The organism is Amycolatopsis sp. A1MSW2902 (genome assembly GCF_017312175.1).
GTDB classification, from domain to species: Bacteria; Actinomycetota; Actinomycetes; order Mycobacteriales; family Pseudonocardiaceae; genus Amycolatopsis; species Amycolatopsis nivea.
The window spans coordinates 8560062-8578638 of the sequence record NZ_QJPO01000001.1 but is presented as its reverse complement, the minus strand read 5'-3'; the positions used below and the strand labels follow the sequence as shown (position 1 = coordinate 8578638).

Below are 18577 nucleotides of genomic sequence, written 5' to 3'. Positions count from 1 at the left end.
AACTATCGCGAGCGGGTATCCCCGGAAGGTTCGGCGAATGTCCGCGCTGCGTAACAAGACCGCATGATCAGGTAACGCCTCAGGCGGTCAGCCCGATCCCCGCCTCGGCGGTGTTGACCAGGAAGGTCAGCGTCTCGTAGAAGTACAGCTCCACAGTGGACGCGTCGTGGCTGGAGTACCCGATGGACAGATCCTGTCCGAAGTGGAGCTCGTAGTCGCCGCCGCGGGTGGACAGGACGCAGGCGCCGCTGATCGCGGGCGTGCGGATGAGTTCGCCGTCCACGATCTGCTTCAGGTGTTCCAGCACCGGATAACCGTGGTTCGCCGCCTCGTACGCAGCGGTGAACTCGTCGTCGCTCAGCAGAACGGTGTATGGACCGGCCACGCCCGCGTCGCGCAGTTCGGCGATCGCGTCGCCGATTGCCTTCGGGTAGCGCGGGGCCTCGGGCGGCAGCGCGATCGGCGAAAGCGACGAAGCCGGGCGGATGCCGGTGATGCCCGCTTCGGCGAAACCGTCGACCACGATCCGGTCCTCGGCGTACGCGATCTGCTGCGCGGCGTCCTTCACCGGCTGCCAGTCCGCGTCTTTCGCGCCCCACTCGACCGAATCGACTTCCTCGCGCGACACCGTGAACGGCACCCGCAGTTCCACGATCCGCTGTGCCGTGCGCAGGCTCGTCGCGACGCCGTCGAACTTGTCGCCGACGCGCTCGCGGCGTCCGGTCCCGATCGCGGCGAGCGCCGGGTCTCCGGTGACGACGACGTCGACCACCCGGCGCGCCGCGGCGAACTCGGCGAAGGTGCGCTTCGCCTCTTCCTCCAGGTCCGCCCACGCGGCGGCGGAGATCGGGGCGAGTTCGCGATGCAGGTTGTTCATGACCGAGTGCTCCTTCGCAGGCTTCCGATGCCCAGCGACGACCCGGCGGGCGTCGCGGCAGCCGGCGGTTCCGGCTCGGGCGGGGCGTCCGGCGGATCTTCGAGGAAGTCCGCGGTCGGCACGTAGAACAGCGCGCCGGTGTGAGGCGTGGAGAAGTCGAGAATCCGGTCGTAGGTGCCCGGCGGCGACCCGACGAACATGTTCTCCAGCATTTTCTCGATCACCGCCGGAGATTTGGTGTAGCCGATGAAATAGGTGCCGAACTCGTCGTGCCCCGGACGGCCGAACGGCATGTTGTCGCGCAGGATGTCGAGTTCGTTGCCCTCGTCGTCGGTGATCACGTTGAGCGCGATGTGCGCGTCGGCGGGCTTTTCCTCGTCCGACATCTCCACATCGGACAGTTTGCGCCGTCCGATCACCAGTTCCTGCTGCTCAGTGGTGAGCGCGTTCCACGCCGCCATGTCGTGCAGGTACTTCTGCACGACCACGTAGCTGCCGCGGTTGAACGGTTCGTCGTCGTCCACCAGCACCGCCTGGTTGACGCCGTTGCCGGTCGGGTTCTCCGTGCCGTCGACGAAGCCGAGCACGTCGCGCGCGTCGAAGTACCGGAAGCCCTGCACCTCGTCGAGCACCTTCACCGAACCGCGCAGCCGGTCCATGATCAGCGATTCCAGCTCGAAGCACAGGTCGAGCCGCTCGGCGCGGAGGTGGAACAGCAGGTCGGCCTCGGCGGTGAGGACGCTCGTGTGCTTGTCGCCGGAGAAAACCGGCAGCTCGTGCAGTTCCGCGGGCCGCGGACCGCCGTAGATCCGGTCCCACGCCGCCGACGAGATCCCGGCGACGCAGGTCAGCCCGGCCCCGGCGTCGCGGAAGCCGACCGCGCGCTGCAGCCCGGCGAGATCGGCGAGGAGGTCTTTCGCGACCTGCTCTGCACCGGCGTCGACCTGCACCATCAGGAAGATCGCCGCCCTGGTCAACGGTGCGGAAACGGCCTGCGGCTCAGGCGGTTCAAGGTCCCCCGCTTGCACGCTCGCGCACCCCTTCTCGCCCGGTGACCGTCCGAGCGCATCCTAACCACGGACGGGCGGGCGCACCCGGCATCGCCACTCCGGAGGGGTAACCGTCAGACGAAGTGCGTGAGCAGAGCCGCGACATCGGCCTCCAAGCCGTCCGCGGCCGCGTCCTGACCGGCGAGCCGCCGCAGCAAAGCGCGCTGGAACAGGCCGTCGAAGGCCGCGTACGCGACTTCTGGCGACACCTGGGCCGGCCGGCCGGTGAACTCGGCGTAGCGCCGCACGACGCGCCACACCATGTCCTGGCGCTGTTCGTCGATGTCGAGCACATCGTCGCGGAAAGACTCTTCGAACAGGCTCTGGTTGCGCAGGTCGTACCAGAGACGGTGCATCGCCGCGTCGGTCCGCAGCGTGCCTGCCATCGCCGCGCCGAAGCCGTGTTTCAGCTCCTCGGCCGAGCCCGCCTCCGCCACTACGTCGTCGTAGCGGGTCACGCAGACCTCTTCGAACTTGCGGACCGCGTAAGTGAGCAGCTCGACCTTGTCCGCGAAGTAGTAGTGCAGGACGCCGTGCGAGAAGTCGGATTTCTGGGCGATTTCGCGCAGGCTCGTGCGGGCATAGCCCAGCTCGGCCAGTGCCTGCAGCGCGGACTCGGCCAGCTGCTCGCGGCGCTGGGCGAACTTGTCCACGGCGCGGCGGGAGATGCGCTCCTTCGCCTGTGTCACACCCGGCAGTCTAGCGCGCCACGGTTTCTTGACGAGCGTCCAAGAAAATCTTGACGACTGTCCAGAATTAGCTACGGTGTGACCTACACCGCACTCGCGGCACGTCTCAAGGAGGAGATGTCGATGGGTTCGTACGACCTGACCGGGCGCACCGCGCTGGTCACCGGCGGCGCGCAGGGCCTTGGCCAGGGCATGGCCGAGGCGCTCGCGAAGGCAGGCGCGGCGGTGGTCGTCGCCGACGTCCAGGAGGACCTCGGCCGCCAGACCGCCGACGCGATCAAGCAGAGCGGGGCCAGCAGCGGATTCGTCCGGCTGGACGTCACCGACGACGACAACTGGGCGCGGGCTGTCGAGGCCGTGGTCGGCGAGCACGGCGGGCTCGACATCGTCGTGAACAACGCGGGCGTGGAAATCACCGGGCTCGTCGCCGACCTCGACCCGGCCGACGTGCGGAAGATGCTCGAAGTCAACGTGCTCGGCACCTCGCTCGGCGTGAAGCACGCGTTCCGCGCCATGCGTCCCGGCGGCGTCGCCGGACGCGGCGGCGCGGTCGTGAACATCGCCTCGGTGGCCGCGACCATCGCTTTCCCCGGCATCGCTGGCTATTCGGCGACGAAATCGGCGGTCGACCGGCTCACCCGCGTCGCGGCGATGGAGTCCGGGAAACTCGGCTACGGCGTACGAGTCAACTGCGTGTACCCGGGCCTGGTTCCGACGCAGATGGGCAACCAGCTCGCGGCCGACGTGGTCGACGTCGGGCTGTTCCCGAGCATCGAGGACGCGATCGGCGCGGTGGTCGCGCAGACCCCGGCCGGACGGCTCGGCGAGGTCGCGGACATGGCCGACGCCGTGGTGTTCCTCGCCTCCGACGCCGCCCGCTTCATCACCGGCGCTGGCCTCCCGGTCGACGGCGGCATGGGCATGTGAATCCCCTCCAGCGAAAGGAACACCAGTCGTGACCAAGCCCGTCGTCGTTTACGGCGCGTCCGGCTACACCGGCCGCCTGATCTGCGAATACCTCCGCGAGTACAACGTGGCATTCACCGCCGCCGGCCGGGACAAGGCCCGGGTCCAGGCCGCGCTCGACCACATTCCCGGCCTCGACACCGTGGACCACGAGGTGGTCGAGGTATCGCACGAAACCGGCCCGCTCACCGAGCTTTTCCAGGACGCGTCAGTCGTGTGCAACACCGTCGGCCCGTTCAGCGAGTACGGCCACGAGGTCGTCCAGGCTTGCCTCGAATCCGGGACGCACTATCTCGACACCACCGGCGAGCAGGATTGGCTGATCTCCGCCGAAGAGCGCTACGGCGCGGACATGGCCGCCAAGGGCCTGCTGCTCTCCCCCGGCATCGCGCAGATGTACACCACCGGCGAGATCGCGGCGAACCTCTGCCTCGAGACTCCCGGACTGGACACTTTGGACATCCTGGTGTTCTGGAAGGGTTACCCCACAGTCGCTTCCACGCAGACCATCCTGGTGAACGCCGCGCTGTCCGCCGCGTATTACCTGGAGCAGAACGAATACGCGGCCTGGCCTGCCGACGGCGGGCTGCAAGAGGTCACCGTGCCGGGGCACCACGAGATCGGGCTCGCGCTGCCGTGGGGCGGCACGTCGCATCCGGTGTGGTTCAAGAACGATCCGCGCGTGGCCAACGTGAAAGCGGTCGGCGGCGTGTTCGACCGGGCACTGATGCAAGGTGTGCCGCAGATTGTCGCGGCCGTCCTGGAGCAGGTGAAAGACCTGCAGCTGGAAGAAAAGCTCAAGGTGCTGCACGAGCAGGCGGCCGCGGTCCGGGACGAAATGCCGCCGAGGGAAAACCAGCGGATCAATACGTCGCTGGACTCGGTGCACGCGTCCGGCCCGCTCGGTCGCGCGCACTGCGTGATCTACGGGACCTGCAACTACAAGCAGACCGGGCTGATGCAGGCGTACGCGGCGTATTCGCTTCTGCAGCAACCCCCGCGGCGGGCCGGGTTCGCGTCGGCGTGCCAGGCGTTCGGGCACCGCGAACTGCTCGGCGTGCTGCGGTCGTTCGGGCTGGTCTCGAATCCGGTTCTGACGGTGCAGTCCTGAGACGGGGAGACGAGCGGTGCGACTGACCGACTATCTCGACAAGGGCGCCTCGCTGGGCCCGTCGGCCCCGTGTTTGACCACGGACGGCGGATCGCTCAGCTACGGCGAGGTCCAGCAGCTGTCCTGGCAGGTCGCCAGGGCGCTCGCCCGTTCCGGCGTGCGACCGGGCGACAAGGTGGCGATCCTCTCCGCCAACGACCCGGTGTCGTTCGGGTGCGTCTTCGGCATCAGCCGGGCAGGGGCGGTGTGGTGCCCGGTCAACCCGCGCAACGAAGCGGCGGAGAACCGGGAGCTGCTGGACCTGTTCGACTGCACGTGCCTGCTCGTGCAGGAGTCGTTCGCACCGCTCGTCTCCCGGATCGCCGATCAGCTGCCGAAGCTGACCACGGTGGTGTGCCTCGACGGCTCGTTCCCCGGCGCGATCCCGCTGGCCGAATGGCTCGACGGGCTTCCCGGCACGCCGTGGCAGGCCGGTCCGCCGGACGACACGGTGATGCTCGTGGGCACCGGCGGCACCACCGGGCGGCCGAAAGGCGTGGTGCTGACCGGGCACAACGTCGAAACCATGTCGGCGCTGACGTTGATGAGCTACCCGTTCCAGCCGCGCCCGCGCTACCTCGCGCTGGCTCCGCTCACGCACGCCGCCGGGGTGCTGTGTTTCCCAGTTCTGGCACTGGGCGGCGAAATCGTGGTCATGCCGTCGCCGGATCTCGGCCGGTTCCTCGAACTGATCGAGCGGCACCGGATTACCCACACCTTCCTGCCGCCGACGCTGATTTACCTGCTGCTGGACCATCCGGAACTGTCTGCGACGGACTTCAGTTCGCTGGAATGCCTGTGGTACGGGGCCGCGCCGATGTCCGCTGCCCGGCTGGAGGAAGCGATCGCCCGGATCGGGCCGGTGCTCGGACAGCTGTTCGGGCAAAGCGAAGCGCCGATGATGATCTCGACCCTGGCTCCCGCCGACCATTTCCATCCGGACGGTTCCCTGGCACGCGAACGCTTCACCTCAGCGGGTCGTCCGACGCCGCTGACGCAGGTGGCGATCATGGCCGAAGACGGAACCCTCCTGCCGCGCGGCGAACGCGGCGAGATCGTGGTGCGCGGACCGCTCGTAATGCCGGGGTACTACCGGAACCCCGACGCCACCGCGGAAGTCAGCAGGCACGGCTGGCACCACACCGGCGACATCGGCTACCTCGACGAGGAGAACTTCCTGTACGTCGTGGACCGGGCGAAAGACATGATCATCACCGGCGGGTTCAACGTCTACTCGGCCGAGGTGGAGCAGGCACTGATGACGCATCCGGCGGTGCAGGACTGCGCGGTGGTGGGCTTGCCGCACGAAAAGTGGGGCGAGCAGGTGACCGCGGTCGTCCAGCTGCACCAAGGACGTACCGCTGCCGCTGATGAACTGCGGGCCACGGTGAAGGAGCTGCTCGGCAGCGTGAAGACTCCGAAGGAGGTCTTGCTCTGGCCGGACCTGCCGCGGTCGAAGGTCGGAAAGGTACTGAAGACCGACGTGCGGACGCAACTGCTGGCCGAACGGCCGGGCGATTAGAACTGCCCGCCGCCGGCGTGCAGCGTCTGGCCGGTGACCCAGCGGGCCTGGTCCGACGCCAGGAACCCCACGATGTCCGCGATGTCGCCGGGTTCGGCGATCCGGCCGAGCGGCGTCTGCTTCGCGCTGTACTCGACCACGCCCGGCGGCCCGTCGGCGAGGAGCGCGTCCGTGCGGACCGCGCCCGGAAGCACGCTGTTCACCGTCACTCCGCGCGGGCCGAGTTCCTTCGCCAGCACGCGCACGAACTGGTCTCCGGCGGCCTTCGCGGCACCGTAGATCCCGGTGCCGGGCCGGGCTGTCTGGACCACTCCGCTCGACATCACGACGATCCGGCCGCCGTCGCGCACCCGCCGGGCCGCCTCGCGCAAAGCGACGAAGGTGGGTCGCAGGTTGGTGCCGAAGATCAGGTCGTAGATCTCGTCGGTAGCCTCGGCGAGCGGCACGAACCGGGCGATCCCCACGTTCGCGACGACCACGTCGAGACCGCCGAATTCCTGTTCCGTGCGGTCGAAAAGGCCACGCAGCTGGGCGTCGTCGGTGACGTCCGCGCGCAGGGCGACCGCCTGGCCGCCGTCCGCGCGGATCTTGGCGACGACAGCCTCTGCCGAGTCTTGATCGGAGCGATAGTTGACCGCGACCGAGAACCCGTCGGCACCCAGCCGTTCCGCGACCGCCCTGCCGATCCCGCGCGAACTCCCGGTGACCAACGCGACGCCCGTTCCCCTCTGCATGGCGCCAGTTTAGCGGTGCCCGAAGTGCTCGCCTTCGTCCGCGAAACCATGCATGGCAAGGAAAACCATCGCCGCTACGGCGAACATCAGCAGAATTCCGACCGCCAGCTTCCGCCGCGGCGGCGCGGCTCCGAAGTCTGTGACCAACTGGTGTCCGGCCAGCAGAAGCAGTGGCTGCCAGCTGGGCCTCGGCGCAGGTGCGGGCAGGTCCGCGACCACCGCGTCCAGCTCGTGCCGGTACTGCGCCGCGTAGACGACCGTGACCCGTTCCTCAACCTCGGCCAGGCTCAGCCGTCCTTCGCCCGCCGCGTTGTTCAGGGCTTTCGTCGTCTGCTCGCGTTCGGCGTCGGAGCAGCGGACGGGTCGATCGTCAGTCATGTTTTCCTCCCGGATACGACTGGAATCAGCCGAACCGCCACCTTCGCCAGCGGTTCGCGGACCACGAGCCCAAGCGCCCCGATTCCGGCCCCGACCACGAACCCGGCGAGCACGTCGTGCGGGTAATGCGCCCCGACGTACACCCGCGAAATCCCCATCAGCACCGCGAAAACGAGCGCCCAGAGTCCCCATTTGCGGTTGACCAGCAGCAACGCCACCGCGAACGCGGCGACGATGACCGTGTGGTTGCTGGGAAACGCGTAGTCGGCCGGCGGATCGCACGGCAGCAGCGTGTGCACGCCCGGAACCACGCGACACGGCCGGATCTCGGCGAAGACCGACTTCAGCACGGTGTCCACGGCGAGCGCCGCCGCGATCGCGGTCGGCACCCACGCCGCGGCCGCCAGCGCCGCCGGTCCCCTGGTCCGCGCTCGCCAGAGCAGCGCGAGGATCACCGGTGCCACCAGGAAAACCCCGTACTCGCTGAAGGTCGTCGCGATGCCCGCCAGCCAGTGTTGTGACCAGGCGAAATCCGTGACGTCGCGATACAGGCCAGCGTCGATCATCGCGTCACGCTCCGGCGGGCTCGGACGAGTTCGACCAGCAGCGGGCTCAGCGAAAGCAGCACCACCACGGCGATGATCGGCAGCAGGTACGTGTCGATATTGGGTACCGACGCCCCCAGCGCGTACCCGGCGAGCGTGACCCCGACCGTCCACAGCAGACCGCCGATCACCTGCCACAACGCGAATTTCGCGGCGGGCATCCCGGCGATGCCGACGAGCGGGTTCAGCACGGTCCGGACCACCGGGATGAACCGCGCCAGCACGACCGCCTTGCCCAGCCCGTACCGGCTGAGCAGCGCCGATCCGCGCGCGACGCCCTCGTGCAGGTGCTTGCTGCGCACGCGGACGAGCAGCGCGCCTCCCCCGCGCCGGCCGAGGACGAATCCGGCCTGCGCGCCGAGCAGTGCGCCGGCCGCCGCGGCGACGATGACGGCCGCGAGCGACAGGTGCAGTTTCGACGAGGCCGCCAGCACCCCGGCGGTGAACAACAGCGAATCGCCCGGCAGGAAGAAGCCCACGAGCAGGCCGGTCTCGGCGAACATCACCGCGAAGACGCCGAGCGGGCCGAACGCGGCCAGCAGCCACTTCGGGTCGAGCATGCCCACCTCCAACTACTACACAACTGTCGAAATTCTACATGAACGTAGTAGCGGGCTGGGCTGCTTCGACAAACCGGTAGAATTTGGGCCATGCGCAACGGACGGGGCGAGAGCGCCCGGCGGGCTCCCGGCGAGCTGGAGGCCGAGGTGCTCGCGGTGCTGTGGGAATCCGACGAGCCGATGTCGGCCGCCGGCGTGCAGGAACGGATTGGCGGCGGACTGGCCTACACCACCGTCGTGACGATCCTGTCCCGGTTGTTCGAGAAGGGCGTCGCGACGCGCGAGAAGCAGGGGCGCTCGTTCACCTACCGCGCCGCCGACGACGAACCCGGGCTCGCCGCCCGCCGGATGAGCAAGGTGCTCGACGCCGAAGCCGACCGGTCCAGCGTGCTGGCGAAATTCGTGTCGAACCTGTCCGAATCGGACGAGGCCGTGCTGCGCGACCTGCTGCACCAGAACGGCGGTTGACCGTGAACCTCGACCTGCTCGTTCCGCTGCTGCTGCCGCTGGCGTCCTGGCCGGTGGCGCGCTGGGTCGCGCCCCGGTTGTCGCCGCGGCTGGGCAGCTGGCTGCTCGCCGGTTCCGCGCTGGTGCTCGCCGTCGGCAGCACGGCGACGCTCGCGGTCCTCGCGGCGGCGGGGCTCGCGCAGCTGCCGTTCGTCGGCGAGCTGGGCGATTTCTCCGCGGTCGCGTTCCGCGGGGCCGACGCGGTGAACCTGCCGCTGGCGATCGCCAGCGGGGTCGCGCTCGTCGTCGCCGGGGTCGCGTTGACGCGGGCGGCGACGCAGCACGTGCGCTGGCACCGGAAGGTGCATGCCGAACTGAACGCGCACACCCGCGAGGCTGGCTTCGTGCTGCTGCCGGGCGAGGAACCGGTCGCGTTCGCGGTGGCTGGCGGGGGCGGCCGGATCGCGGTGTCCAGCGGGATGCTCGCGGCGCTGGAACCGCAGGAACGCCGCGCGTTGCTTGCCCACGAACGCGCGCATTTGCGGCTGCGGCACCACGTTTTCGCGGCGATCGTGACGGTGGCGACCACGGTCAACCCCGTGCTGCGCCCGCTCGGCGCGGCGGCCCGGTTCGCGCTGGAACGCTGGGCGGACGAGGCGGCCGCGGACCGCGTCGGCGACCGGAAACTGGTGGCCACGGCGGTCGCGAAGGCCGCGCTGGCCAGCCGGTCCCAGCCGTCGCTCGCGCTGGCCGCGACCGGCGGGCCGGTGCCGCAACGCGTGCGTGCGCTGCTTTCCGTCCCGTCGTCCGGTTCGCGGCGGAATCCGTTGGCGGCAGTGGCCGTGGCGGTCGTGCTGGGTGCGTGCGCCTGGTCAGCGGCCAGCACGCTCGACGCGGCGACCGATCTCCACTCCGGACTCGAGACCGCGCAGCACGCCGCTTGCGTGCTCGCGCAGGGGACCCACGGCGAACCCGCGCTCCCGGCATTCCGACACCAGCACCGGGACTGCGCCGAGCGCTGACCGCCACGCTCCCGGCGCGGCGGCGACGTCGGAGTCGTGCAGCAGAATCGTGCCGCCGCCGGTCAGCCTTCGGCACACGGTGCGCACGACCGAGCGCGGAGTGGCGCAACTGGTCCAGTCAAATCCCCAGGTGCTCCACAAAACGGGCTGAAGTCCGAGCACGCGCGCCGAGAGCAGGGCGCTCGCGCTGAACACTCCGTACGGCGCGCGCAACCACTGCGGTCTCGTGCCGGTGATGAGTTCGATCAGGTCGACGGTGTGCGCCAGTTCGTCGTGCAGGGCCTTCGGGGAGCGGCGCAGGAAGCAGCGGTGATCCCAGCCGTGGACTGCGACCTCATGCCCGGCGGCGGCGATCTCCCGGCCTAGTTCCGGTGCGGCGGCCAGTTCCCGGCCCAGTACGAAGAAGGTCGCGCGGATGTCCAGTTTTTCGAGGGTTCGGAGGAATTGCGGCGTGGACTCCGGGTTGGGGCCGTCGTCGAAAGTCAGCACCACGTGGCTGGGGTCGCCTCGTCCGGCGAGTTTTGCCGTCCGCAGCTGCGGTACGAACAATGCGGCTGGCGCTGCGTGTGCGACGGCTGCCGCGGCGAGTCCGCGGATCATCCCGCTGCCTTGACCGGTCGGCGCAGCAACCACTCGATCGCCTCGGTCAGTTCGCTCGGCGAATGGACCCACGGGACGATGCCGTCGTTGTGCAGCACGGCAGCGTTGGCTCGGCCGTGGCCGGGCAGGCAGCGGTAGGTCAGCACCGGGAGGCCGGTCGCGAGCGCCTCCGACGTCGTCAGCCCGCCCGCGTTCTGCACCACGACGTCGCACGCGCGCATCAGTTCCGGCATCCGGTCGACCCAGCCGAAAACGTGCCGATGTCCGGTTTTCCGTAATCGTTCCGCCAGCGCTCCGTTGCGGCCGCACACTACGACCGGTTCGACCAGGCCGGTCGCGAGGAGGTCGTCGGCGGTCTGTCCGATTTGGCCTACGCCCCAGGATCCGGCCACGACCAACGCGAGCGGGCCGTCGTGCGGAAGACCGAAGGTGAGCCGGAGCCGCAGCCGTTCGGTGATCCCGGCGGCGGGTCGGAAGGCGGGTGCGACCAGCGGACGCGAGACGAGCGTGCGACCGGCCCCGAGCGCTCGGGCTTGGCGGGCGGCGGTTTCGTTGGGAGCGACGGTGAGCGTCGCGTGCGGGCTCACGCACAGGCGGTGCACTGACGGGTCGGTGAGGTAGACGACCAGCGGCGCGGTCAGTTCGTTGGACCGCCGCAGCCGGGCGACCGCGTGCGTCGCAAGCGGATAGGTCGAGACGACGACGTCGGTGTTCTCCCCCAGCAGCTCACGCAGTCGCGGCGTAGCGAGGCCGGCGAACCGACGGGCGGCTCCGGCCAGCGCGGGGGTGCCCAGTGCGCTGAGCAGCCAGTCCCAGCTGCGCGGCACGGTGTTGAGCTGCCGGTAGTAGGCGCCGCAGAGCAGTTCGCCGAGTCTTCCCGGCAGCAGGTCCAGGAAATCGGCGCGGACGACGTGTGCGCCGCGGCTGGAAAACCACCGGTCCAGCTCCCTGGCGGCACCGTCGTGTCCCGCTCCGATCCGGGCGGACACGATCACCACGCGGGCCATCGGGCACCTCTTTCTGCTTCTACACGGCTGTAGTAAAACTACATCCCTGTAGAATGAGAGTCGAGGCCGGACCGCCCGCGGCGATACACCCTCGGTCCGACATTCCGGGCGCCCTCTCCGCAATTTGGGGTAAGCGGTAACCCGTCCAGGTGAGACGCCCGCTACCGTGGGTCTTTCGACCACCGGATGTGGCAGGAAGAGGAACCCCGATGCGTCGCAAGACTTCCAGCGCGCTCCGCGTCGCCCAGGTGCTCCTGGCCGTCGTCTCGCTGCTGGTCCTCGGCGGCACCGCGTTCGCGTGGTCGAAGCTGAACCAGATCACCGACGGCCTGACCAGGTCCGATGTGATCGGTTCCGGGTCGAACTCGCCGATGGACGAGCAGAACATCCTGATGGTCGGCCTCGACACGCGCACCGACGCGGAGGGCAATCCGCTGCCCGATGACGTACTCGACCAACTGCACGCGGGCGGCGCCGAGGACGGCGGCGACACGACGGACACGATGATCGTCGTGCACATCCCGGCGGGCGGCGGGAACGCCACGGCCATCTCGATCCCGCGTGACTCGTATGTCCAGCTTGCCGGGAAGTTCGGGAAGCACAAGATCAACTCGGCTTATACGTATGGGCAGACTGCTCGGAAGAACGAGCTGAAGGCTCAGGGGGAGTCTGGGCCTCAGCTGGAGACGGACTCGGCGCAGGCTGGGGCCAAGACGGCGATCGAGACTGTGCAGCAGTTGACCGGGCTGACCATTACGCACTATGCGGCGGTCAATCTGGCTGGGTTCTACTACGTGAGCCAGGCTGTGGGCGGAGTTCCGGTTTGCCTTAAGGCCCCGGTTCGGGATTCTTACTCTGGGGCTAATTTCCCTGCTGGGCCGCAGAATGTTGCCGGAGCGCAGGCGTTGCAGTTCGTGCGGCAGCGGCATGGGTTGCCCAATGGGGACTTGGATCGGATCAAGCGGCAGCAGGTCTTCATGGCGAGTATGGCTAAGACTATTCTTTCCGCTGGCACGTTGACGGATCCGGGTAAGTTGGATGCGTTGATCGGGGCGGTCAAGAAGGCTGTCGTTGTTGATACCAACTGGGATTTGCTCGGGTTTGCTCAGCAACTGCATGGGATGAGTGCTGGGAGTATCAACTTTGTCACCGTGCCGGTGGTTAGCATTACTTTGAAGACGCCTAATGACGGGGATGCCGTGCAGGTGGATCCTCAGCAGGTGCAGAAGTTTGTCCGGGAGCAGACCGGGGCTGCTACTTCTGCTCCGTCTTCTTCTGCGCCGCCGTCTTCGGCTGCTGGGGATCCTGCGTTGGCTTCTTATGTGGTGGATGTGCGGAACTCGTCTGGGGTGGACGGGTTGGCCAACCGGGTTGCGGACAAGCTTGCTGCTGCTGGGTATCAGCGGGGGTCTGTGACTAATAGTGCTACTCGGCGGACTTCTACCGTCTATTACGGGCGGGGGCAGCGTAGTCAGGCTGAGAGTATCGCGGCGAAGCTCGGTGGGGTTGCGGTGGCTTCGGATAGTTCTTTGGACAAGGATCATTTCCGGGTTTATTTAGGGCAGAAGTATTCGGATGATTCTGGGGTGCATCCGGCTTCTGCTCCGGCGGTTATGGAGCCTCCTGCCGGGGGTGCTCCGGAGATTACTGCTGATGGGGTTACTTGTGTGAACTGATCCGGCTCGTGCTTCGCACATCGCGGGTCGGGAGTGCGGTGGGACACCCCGAAGCTTGATTGTGATGACGGTCTGGGGTGGTGTGGGTGCACCGATCGTTGGGTGCATCGGCTGCGGGTTGGTGAGCAGGGTGCTTGGCTTGGGTGCGCCGGTTGCGAGCTGGTGGGTGGGGTGCGCGGCCTGAGCACATCGGCTGCGAATTGGCGGGCAGGGCGCATGGCTTGGGTGCACCGGTTGCGAGCTGGTCGGTGAGGCGCGCAGCTTGAGTGCACCGGCAGGGATTGGCGGGCGGGGCACGCGGCTTGAGCGCTTGGTGAGGATGAGTTCGCGACCGCCGGTTGTGGGGGTCGTGGAGCGCCCCAATGTGGCATTGGGTGCATCTGACGCACCCAATGTGGCGTTCGGTGCATGCGATGCAACCAATGCCACATTGGGGCGCATCCCGCGCGCTGGCGAACTGAGGAAAACGGGCGGTGCGTGAAGGGGCCCCTCACGGACGGCGGTGGGTCGTGAGGGGAACCCTGACGGAATCAGCGGACGTGAGGGTGGCCCTCACGGCACCTTGTCGTCCGTGAAGGGCTCCTTGAGGGAACCCAAGTCGGTGAAGGGGTCCCTCACGGACCGGACGCGCGTCGTGAGGGTGGCCCTCACGCACCGGCCGCGGGGGCGTGAAGGGCTCCCTGAGGGAATTAGATTCCCCCAAGGAGCCCTTCACGGACTTCCCAGGCGGGGAAGCAAAACGGGCCGGTCCTAATAGGACCGGCCCGTTGCTAAAGCAGGGTCAAGCAGAGTAAATCAGGCGTTGCTGCGACGACGGCGAACCACCAGGATCATCGCGCCGCCCGCGATGACCAGGGCTGCGCCGATTCCGATGGGCAGGGCGGCGTTCACGCCGGTGTTCGCCAGCGGGGTCTGGCCCGAGTTGTTGCCGGCCGCGGGGGCGGTCGTGGCGGGTGCGGTGGTGACCGGGCCCGTTTCGGTCCAGGTGCCGGTTGCGGCGGCCTCGACCGCGCTCTTCTGCGACTGTGCCACGATCAGCGACTGCGCCGGGTTGCTGTCGTAGTTCTTGGCCACGAACAGGCGGCCCGTGTTGACGTCGCCGGTGGCCTTGATCGCGAGTTCGGCCGTGCCGGGCTTCGCGTCCTTCGGGACGTCCAGGAACAGCTTCGTGCCGTTCTTGATCGCCGAGGACTTGATCTCCTCGCCGTTTTCGCCAACGACCTTCACACCCTCGGGGAGCTTGCTCGTGAAGTCGGTGACGCTGCCGGTGGTGGCGATGGTGAACGGGCCGATCTTGGTGCCCGCTTCGCCGGTCGCCTTCGCCGGGGTGATGCTCAGCGCCGGCTTCTTCTCCTCGACGCCGGTGTTGGCGTCGCCGGTGAGGTACTTGTACAGCGCGAGAACGTCGGCCGCTTCGTCCGGGGAGCCGTTGGCCAGCGGGTTCTCGGCGTCGAGGTCCTTCGCGTCGCTGTAGTGCCACACCGCGGCCTGGGTCGCGGTCAGCGCTTCCTTCGTGGACAGACCGTCGTGGAGCTCGACGCCCTTGCCGCTCAGCGCCTTCTCGATGGAGGCGACGTCCTGCGACGGGTAGCTGTGGTGCAGCACCCAGTTGATGTTCTTGTTGTTCTTGCGGAACGGCGACTTCGCGTCGGGGTAGTCGTTCCAGGCGTGCTCGACCATGGTCTCGCCGAAGCGTGCGCCGACCTCGATCTGCACGCAGTACATCTTCGAGATGGCGCCGTCGGACAGCTTGAAGTTGAACAGCGTCGTCTGGACCTTGCCCTTGTCGGCGATGTTGACGTCGAAGCCCGACGTGCCGCCGTACACCAGCTCGCCCGAGGCCGCGCCGCTGCGCGCCGTGGGGGCGTTGTCGTCCGCGAGGGCGACCGGCGCGGCGATCATGAGCGCCGCTGCCGCGGAAGCCGCCGCGGCCCCTCCCCGGACCAGAATTGACCTGCCGTGCATGCTTTCTCCCATCGAGTCCCGAACCACGAACGACGGACCGCGTGAGACCACATCTCCCCGACCACGGCGGCCACCAATTCGGGTGAAGAATCCACCCAGTCAAGCGATGGCGAAGCATACACAGGGCTCACATGTGCACTGTGGGTGGTCCCCTGAATGCGCTTCTGTACCTTCAGGGGGAGTCGTTCCTCCCCTTGCGTTGCTCTGGGTAGATATGCGAAGAGCTGCGGAAACCGAGAGAAAAGGCGCAGAACGTTGAACAAGCAACCATCGGCGGACGTGCTGGACGCGTTCGGCTGCGCCGAGGACCCGGTTCGGTTGGAGGGCGGGAAAGGCGAGACCTGGCGCGCCGGGGACGTCGTGCTGAAACCGGTGGAGTTCGCTCCGGAAACGCGATGGCGGGCGGCGGCGCTCGCCGAGGTGGCGGAATCGGCGGAGTTCCGGATCGCTCGTCCGCTTCAGGCTCGCGACGGGGAATGGATCGCGGGAACATCCGTCGGCCAGAATTCATCCGGCGGTCATCCGTCGCTCGGCTGGGAGGCGAGCCGGCTCGTCCCCGGCCGTCCGGACACTTCCCGGCCCGACGACGCGATTCGGGCCGGGATCGCGTTCCATCAAGCGATCGCGCACCTGCCGCGGCCGGATTTCCTCGATTTCCGCACTGACCCCTGGGCTATCGGAGACCGCGTCGCCTGGGCGGAATTGCCGCCCGAAGGCACGGCGCTCGCTCGTGACCTCCTCCGCCCGTTGCTCGAGGCGCGCCGTCCGGTCGAGCCGGCCGCGCAGGCGGTGCACGGCGACCTTCCCGGCAACGTCCTGTTCGCTCCGGGACAGCCGCCCGCGGTGATCGACTGGGCGGTCTACTGGCGTCCCCCGGCCTGGGCCGCCGCGGTGGCGGTCGCCGACGCGTTGTGCTGGTACGGCGCGACTCCCGGGCTGATCGACCGCTGGGCGCATCTGCTGGAATGGCGGCAGATGCTGATCCGCGCGCTCGTCTACCGGATCGTCACGCACGACATCTCCGGCTCCTGGACGCCCGACCAGATCGCCGCCTACCAGCCCGCGGTCGAGTCCGTGCTCAGTTGACGAGGTTCTCCAGCGGCTCGCCCTTCGCGTAGTGCGCGAGCTGGCGTTCAGCCAGCCGCTTCGCGCGCGGGTAGAACGAGTCCGAACCGCCGGCGATGTGCGGGGTGATGATCGCGCCGTCGAGGGTCCACAGAGGATGGTCGGCGGGCAGTGGTTCCGGGTCCACGACGTCGAGCGCGGCGCGCAGGCGACCGGCGGAAACCTCGGCGGTGAGCGCGTCGGTGTCCACAGCAGTGCCGCGGCCGACGTTCACGACCAGCGCGGTGTCCGGCAGCAGCGCCAGTTCCTTGGCCCCGAAGAGGCCGCGCGTCTGCGCAGTGTCGGGCAGGACCAGGACCACGATGTCCGCGGTCGGCAGGAGCTCCGGCAGTTCGTCGATGCCGTGCACGCCGGAGCGCGCGGTGCTGGCGACCCGGCCCACCTCGGCCTCGCCGGCCTCCAGGTACCGCTCGATGGCTTGTCCGATCGAGCCGTAGCCGACCAGCAGGACGCGGCAGTCGGCGAGCGAGCGCGTGTGCACCCGGTCCCACGAGCCCTTCTGCTGCTGCGCGAACCAGCGCGGGAAATACCGTTGCGCGGCAAGGATCAGCGCGAGCGTGTGCTCGGCGACGCTGAGGTCGTGCAGGCCCCGGCCGTTCGCCAGCTGCACGCCGGACGGGACGAGCGGCAGCAGATTGTCGTACCCGGCGGAAAGCGTCTGGACCGCGCGCAGCGACGGAAGTTCCGGGATGAGCTTCGCCGCCGCCGGGCCCTGGTCGTAGGGCAGGACGTAGAACTCGACGTCGTCGAGGCCGTCCGGCGGGGTGCCGCGGCCGTCCCAGACGACCGCGTTCAGTTCGGCCGGAACGGAAATGTCGGACCAGGGCACCAGTACACGCGCGGTCATGCTCGCCTTTCCTTCGTCTTCACCGGAACCGCGAGCACCAGCACCGCGGCTGCGGCCATTGTCCCCGCCAGCATCAGGAACGCGGCAGCCGTGCTGCCGGTGGCGGATTCGAGCCAGCCGACCAGGTAGGTCCCGAGGAACCCGCCGAGCGCGCCGGCGGCGTTGACCACGGCTACCGCCACCCCGGCGGTCCGCTGCGGCAGGAGTTCGGAAATCATCGCGAAGAACGGGCCGTACGGCGCGTACAAGGCGACCGCGGCGATCGCCAGCAGCACGAACGCCCACCAAAACTGCTGCTTGCCCAAGAGATACGAGCCGTAGAACGCGACCGCGCCGGCGAGCAGCCACGGCCACACGAACCGCCGCCGCGCCCCGGTCCGGTCCGAACCGCGCGAGTTGATCAGCATCGCCACCACGGCGAACGCGTACGGGATCGCCGACAGCAAACCGGTCGCGCCGATCCCGGCCGACGAGCCCGCCTTGACGATCGACGGCAGCCAGAACACGAAGCCGTACACGCCGATGCTCCACAACAGATACTGCGCGGCCAGCAGCAGAACCGCCTTGGACCGCAACACTTCCCGCACGGGCCGCTCAGCCGGTTCCGGCAGCTGCGCCTGCTCCGCGGCGATCGCGCTTTCGACCGCGGCACGGCCGGCCGGGTCGAGCCACGAAGTGTCGGCGGGCCGGTCGCGGACCTGCGCGCGGAAGACGAAAGCCCAGATCAGCGCCGGAATTCCCTCGATGATGAACATGCCGCGCCAGGACGTCGCCTCGATCAGATACCCGGACGCCGCCGACAGCCACATCACCGTCACCGGGTTGCCCAGGATCAGGAAAGCGTTGGCCCGGCCGCGTTCGGCCTTCGTGAACCACCGGGCGAGCAGCACGACGAGCGCGGGCAGCACCGCCGCTTCCACCGCGCCGAGCAGGAACCGGACCACGATCAGCACCGGCACCGAACTGAGCAGGCCCTGCGCGGTCGCCAGGACTCCCCACGCGAGCACCGACCAGAAGATCAGGCTCCGCACGCTGCGGCGGTCGGCGTAGAGCACGCCCGGGACCTGCAGCAGGAAGTAGCCGAGGAAGAACGACGCGGCGATCAGGCCGGACGTCGTGCTCGTGAGGTGCAGTTCCTCCGCCATGCCGCCCGCGGTCGCGATCGAGAAGTTCGACCGGTCGAGGTAGGCGAGGCTGTAGGTGACGAAGACGATCGGGATCAGCCGCAGCCAGCGCTGCCTCCCGAGCGTGCCCGCCTGCTCGACGGTGTTCATCCGGTACTCCTGTCGCCGCTGACCCAAGTCCTTGACGAGCTTTCCGTCATATGGAAAGCTATTCCGCAATGCGGTGAGAGGCAG

18 protein-coding genes and 1 pseudogene are annotated in these 18577 nt (G+C 68.5%); 7 read left to right on the top strand and 12 right to left on the bottom strand.

The window, feature by feature from the left end:
* Positions 1 to 79 precede the first annotated feature (79 nt).
* The 3 genes from DMP23_RS40290 to DMP23_RS40280 all read right to left on the bottom strand — a co-directional run bounded on the left by DMP23_RS40290 (position 80) and on the right by DMP23_RS40280 (position 2615).
* Positions 80 to 877, bottom strand: a complete 798-nt coding sequence (locus tag DMP23_RS40290; RefSeq protein ID WP_037816798.1) for a family 1 encapsulin nanocompartment shell protein — start codon at positions 875 to 877, stop codon at positions 80 to 82.
* Entirely contained in the window at positions 874 to 1905 is a 1032-nt protein-coding gene (locus tag DMP23_RS40285; RefSeq protein WP_134667467.1) for a Dyp-type peroxidase, read from the bottom strand. Before DMP23_RS40285 ends, DMP23_RS40290 begins: the two co-directional genes overlap by 4 nt.
* 95 nt (positions 1906 to 2000) lie before the next feature.
* On the bottom strand, positions 2001 to 2615 hold the full coding sequence (locus tag DMP23_RS40280; protein ID WP_337824106.1) for a TetR/AcrR family transcriptional regulator: 615 nt from the start codon (positions 2613 to 2615) through the stop codon (positions 2001 to 2003).
* A 78-nt stretch (positions 2616 to 2693) separates the two neighbouring features.
* Between DMP23_RS40280 and DMP23_RS40275 the strand changes: the two genes are divergently transcribed.
* The 3 genes from DMP23_RS40275 to DMP23_RS40265 are packed head-to-tail and all read left to right on the top strand — an operon-like array spanning position 2694 to position 6253.
* Entirely contained in the window at positions 2694 to 3542 is an 849-nt protein-coding gene (locus DMP23_RS40275; protein ID WP_235146591.1) for an SDR family NAD(P)-dependent oxidoreductase, read from the top strand.
* Positions 3543 to 3570: 28 nt separating this feature from the next.
* Positions 3571 to 4692, top strand: coding sequence for a DUF5938 domain-containing protein (locus DMP23_RS40270; protein WP_337824105.1), 1122 nt, complete (start codon positions 3571 to 3573; stop codon positions 4690 to 4692).
* A gap of 16 nt (positions 4693 to 4708) precedes the next feature.
* Positions 4709 to 6253: an acyl-CoA synthetase gene (locus DMP23_RS40265; protein ID WP_134667470.1), complete on the top strand. Its 1545-nt coding sequence runs from the start codon at positions 4709 to 4711 to the stop codon at positions 6251 to 6253.
* On the opposite strand, the gene DMP23_RS40260 is transcribed toward DMP23_RS40265, so the two are convergent.
* From DMP23_RS40260 to DMP23_RS40245, 4 genes are read right to left on the bottom strand one after another with little or no spacing between them, the layout of a single operon-like run.
* Entirely contained in the window at positions 6250 to 6987 is a 738-nt protein-coding gene (locus tag DMP23_RS40260) for an SDR family oxidoreductase (RefSeq protein ID WP_337824104.1), read from the bottom strand. The genes DMP23_RS40265 and DMP23_RS40260 overlap by 4 nt on opposite strands.
* Positions 6988 to 6996: 9 nt before the next feature.
* Positions 6997 to 7365, bottom strand: a complete 369-nt coding sequence (locus DMP23_RS40255; protein WP_134667472.1) for a DUF1707 SHOCT-like domain-containing protein — start codon at positions 7363 to 7365, stop codon at positions 6997 to 6999.
* Entirely contained in the window at positions 7362 to 7931 is a 570-nt protein-coding gene (locus DMP23_RS40250) for a phosphatase PAP2 family protein (RefSeq protein ID WP_337824103.1), read from the bottom strand. The genes DMP23_RS40255 and DMP23_RS40250 overlap by 4 nt, the downstream gene beginning before the upstream one ends.
* Complete coding sequence (locus DMP23_RS40245; RefSeq protein WP_337824102.1) at positions 7928 to 8530, bottom strand: DedA family protein; 603 nt, start codon at positions 8528 to 8530, stop codon at positions 7928 to 7930. The genes DMP23_RS40250 and DMP23_RS40245 overlap by 4 nt, the downstream gene beginning before the upstream one ends.
* Positions 8531 to 8620: 90 nt before the next feature.
* Between DMP23_RS40245 and DMP23_RS40240 the strand changes: the two genes are divergently transcribed.
* Together DMP23_RS40240 and DMP23_RS40235 are read left to right on the top strand one after the other, a co-directional pair.
* Entirely contained in the window at positions 8621 to 8998 is a 378-nt protein-coding gene (locus DMP23_RS40240) for a BlaI/MecI/CopY family transcriptional regulator (RefSeq protein ID WP_275294575.1), read from the top strand.
* A gap of 2 nt (positions 8999 to 9000) precedes the next feature.
* Positions 9001 to 9999 (top strand): M48 family metalloprotease, encoded by a 999-nt coding sequence (locus tag DMP23_RS40235; RefSeq protein ID WP_037816815.1) that lies wholly within the window; start codon positions 9001 to 9003, stop codon positions 9997 to 9999.
* A gap of 156 nt (positions 10000 to 10155) precedes the next feature.
* Here DMP23_RS40235 and DMP23_RS40230 read toward each other — a convergent pair.
* Both DMP23_RS40230 and DMP23_RS40225 read right to left on the bottom strand, forming a co-directional pair.
* A pseudogene (locus DMP23_RS40230) lies at positions 10156 to 10599 on the bottom strand (polysaccharide deacetylase family protein); the annotation flags it as partial.
* Positions 10596 to 11606: an MGDG synthase family glycosyltransferase gene (locus tag DMP23_RS40225; protein ID WP_337824101.1), complete on the bottom strand. Its 1011-nt coding sequence runs from the start codon at positions 11604 to 11606 to the stop codon at positions 10596 to 10598. The gene DMP23_RS40225 and the pseudogene DMP23_RS40230, both read right to left, overlap by 4 nt.
* A 209-nt stretch (positions 11607 to 11815) precedes the next feature.
* On the opposite strand from DMP23_RS40225, the gene DMP23_RS40220 reads away from it, so the two are divergent.
* A complete protein-coding gene (locus DMP23_RS40220) occupies positions 11816 to 13282 on the top strand; it encodes an LCP family protein (RefSeq protein WP_337824100.1) in 1467 nt (488 codons plus the stop codon).
* A gap of 795 nt (positions 13283 to 14077) precedes the next feature.
* Here the strand turns inward: DMP23_RS40220 and DMP23_RS40215 are convergent.
* Positions 14078 to 15247, bottom strand: coding sequence for a thioester domain-containing protein (locus tag DMP23_RS40215; RefSeq protein ID WP_337824099.1), 1170 nt, complete (start codon positions 15245 to 15247; stop codon positions 14078 to 14080).
* A gap of 255 nt (positions 15248 to 15502) precedes the next feature.
* Here DMP23_RS40215 and DMP23_RS40210 point away from each other — a divergent pair, with 255 nt between their 5' ends.
* A complete protein-coding gene (locus tag DMP23_RS40210; protein ID WP_337824098.1) occupies positions 15503 to 16333 on the top strand; it encodes a TIGR02569 family protein in 831 nt (276 codons plus the stop codon).
* Here DMP23_RS40210 and DMP23_RS40205 read toward each other — a convergent pair.
* Together DMP23_RS40205 and DMP23_RS40200 are read right to left on the bottom strand one after the other, a co-directional pair.
* Positions 16326 to 17219, bottom strand: a complete 894-nt coding sequence (locus tag DMP23_RS40205) for a 2-hydroxyacid dehydrogenase (protein WP_337824097.1) — start codon at positions 17217 to 17219, stop codon at positions 16326 to 16328. The genes DMP23_RS40210 and DMP23_RS40205 overlap by 8 nt on opposite strands.
* The gene (locus DMP23_RS40200; RefSeq protein ID WP_134732413.1) at positions 17216 to 18493 is read right to left on the bottom strand and encodes an MFS transporter; all 1278 of its coding nucleotides are present in this window, start codon (positions 18491 to 18493) and stop codon (positions 17216 to 17218) included. The genes DMP23_RS40205 and DMP23_RS40200 overlap by 4 nt, the downstream gene beginning before the upstream one ends.
* Positions 18494 to 18577 lie beyond the last annotated feature (84 nt).

Bases quoted from the DNA above. Each gene is read 5' to 3' on its own strand.
- DMP23_RS40205 (WP_337824097.1), bottom strand. From the start codon at position 17,219: ATGACCGCGCGTGTACTGGTGCCCTGGTCCGACATTTCCGTTCCGGCC.
- DMP23_RS40225 (WP_337824101.1), bottom strand. From the start codon at position 11,606: ATGGCCCGCGTGGTGATCGTGTCCGCCCGGATCGGAGCGGGACACGAC.
- DMP23_RS40245 (WP_337824102.1), bottom strand. From the start codon at position 8,530: ATGCTCGACCCGAAGTGGCTGCTGGCCGCGTTCGGCCCGCTCGGCGTC.
- DMP23_RS40215 (WP_337824099.1), bottom strand. From the start codon at position 15,247: ATGCACGGCAGGTCAATTCTGGTCCGGGGAGGGGCCGCGGCGGCTTCC.
- DMP23_RS40260 (WP_337824104.1), bottom strand. From the start codon at position 6,987: ATGCAGAGGGGAACGGGCGTCGCGTTGGTCACCGGGAGTTCGCGCGGG.
- DMP23_RS40290 (WP_037816798.1), bottom strand. From the start codon at position 877: ATGAACAACCTGCATCGCGAACTCGCCCCGATCTCCGCCGCCGCGTGG.
- DMP23_RS40250 (WP_337824103.1), bottom strand. From the start codon at position 7,931: ATGATCGACGCTGGCCTGTATCGCGACGTCACGGATTTCGCCTGGTCA.
- DMP23_RS40255 (WP_134667472.1), bottom strand. From the start codon at position 7,365: ATGACTGACGATCGACCCGTCCGCTGCTCCGACGCCGAACGCGAGCAG.
- DMP23_RS40240 (WP_275294575.1), top strand. From the start codon at position 8,621: ATGCGCAACGGACGGGGCGAGAGCGCCCGGCGGGCTCCCGGCGAGCTG.
- DMP23_RS40200 (WP_134732413.1), bottom strand. From the start codon at position 18,493: ATGAACACCGTCGAGCAGGCGGGCACGCTCGGGAGGCAGCGCTGGCTG.
- DMP23_RS40220 (WP_337824100.1), top strand. From the start codon at position 11,816: ATGCGTCGCAAGACTTCCAGCGCGCTCCGCGTCGCCCAGGTGCTCCTG.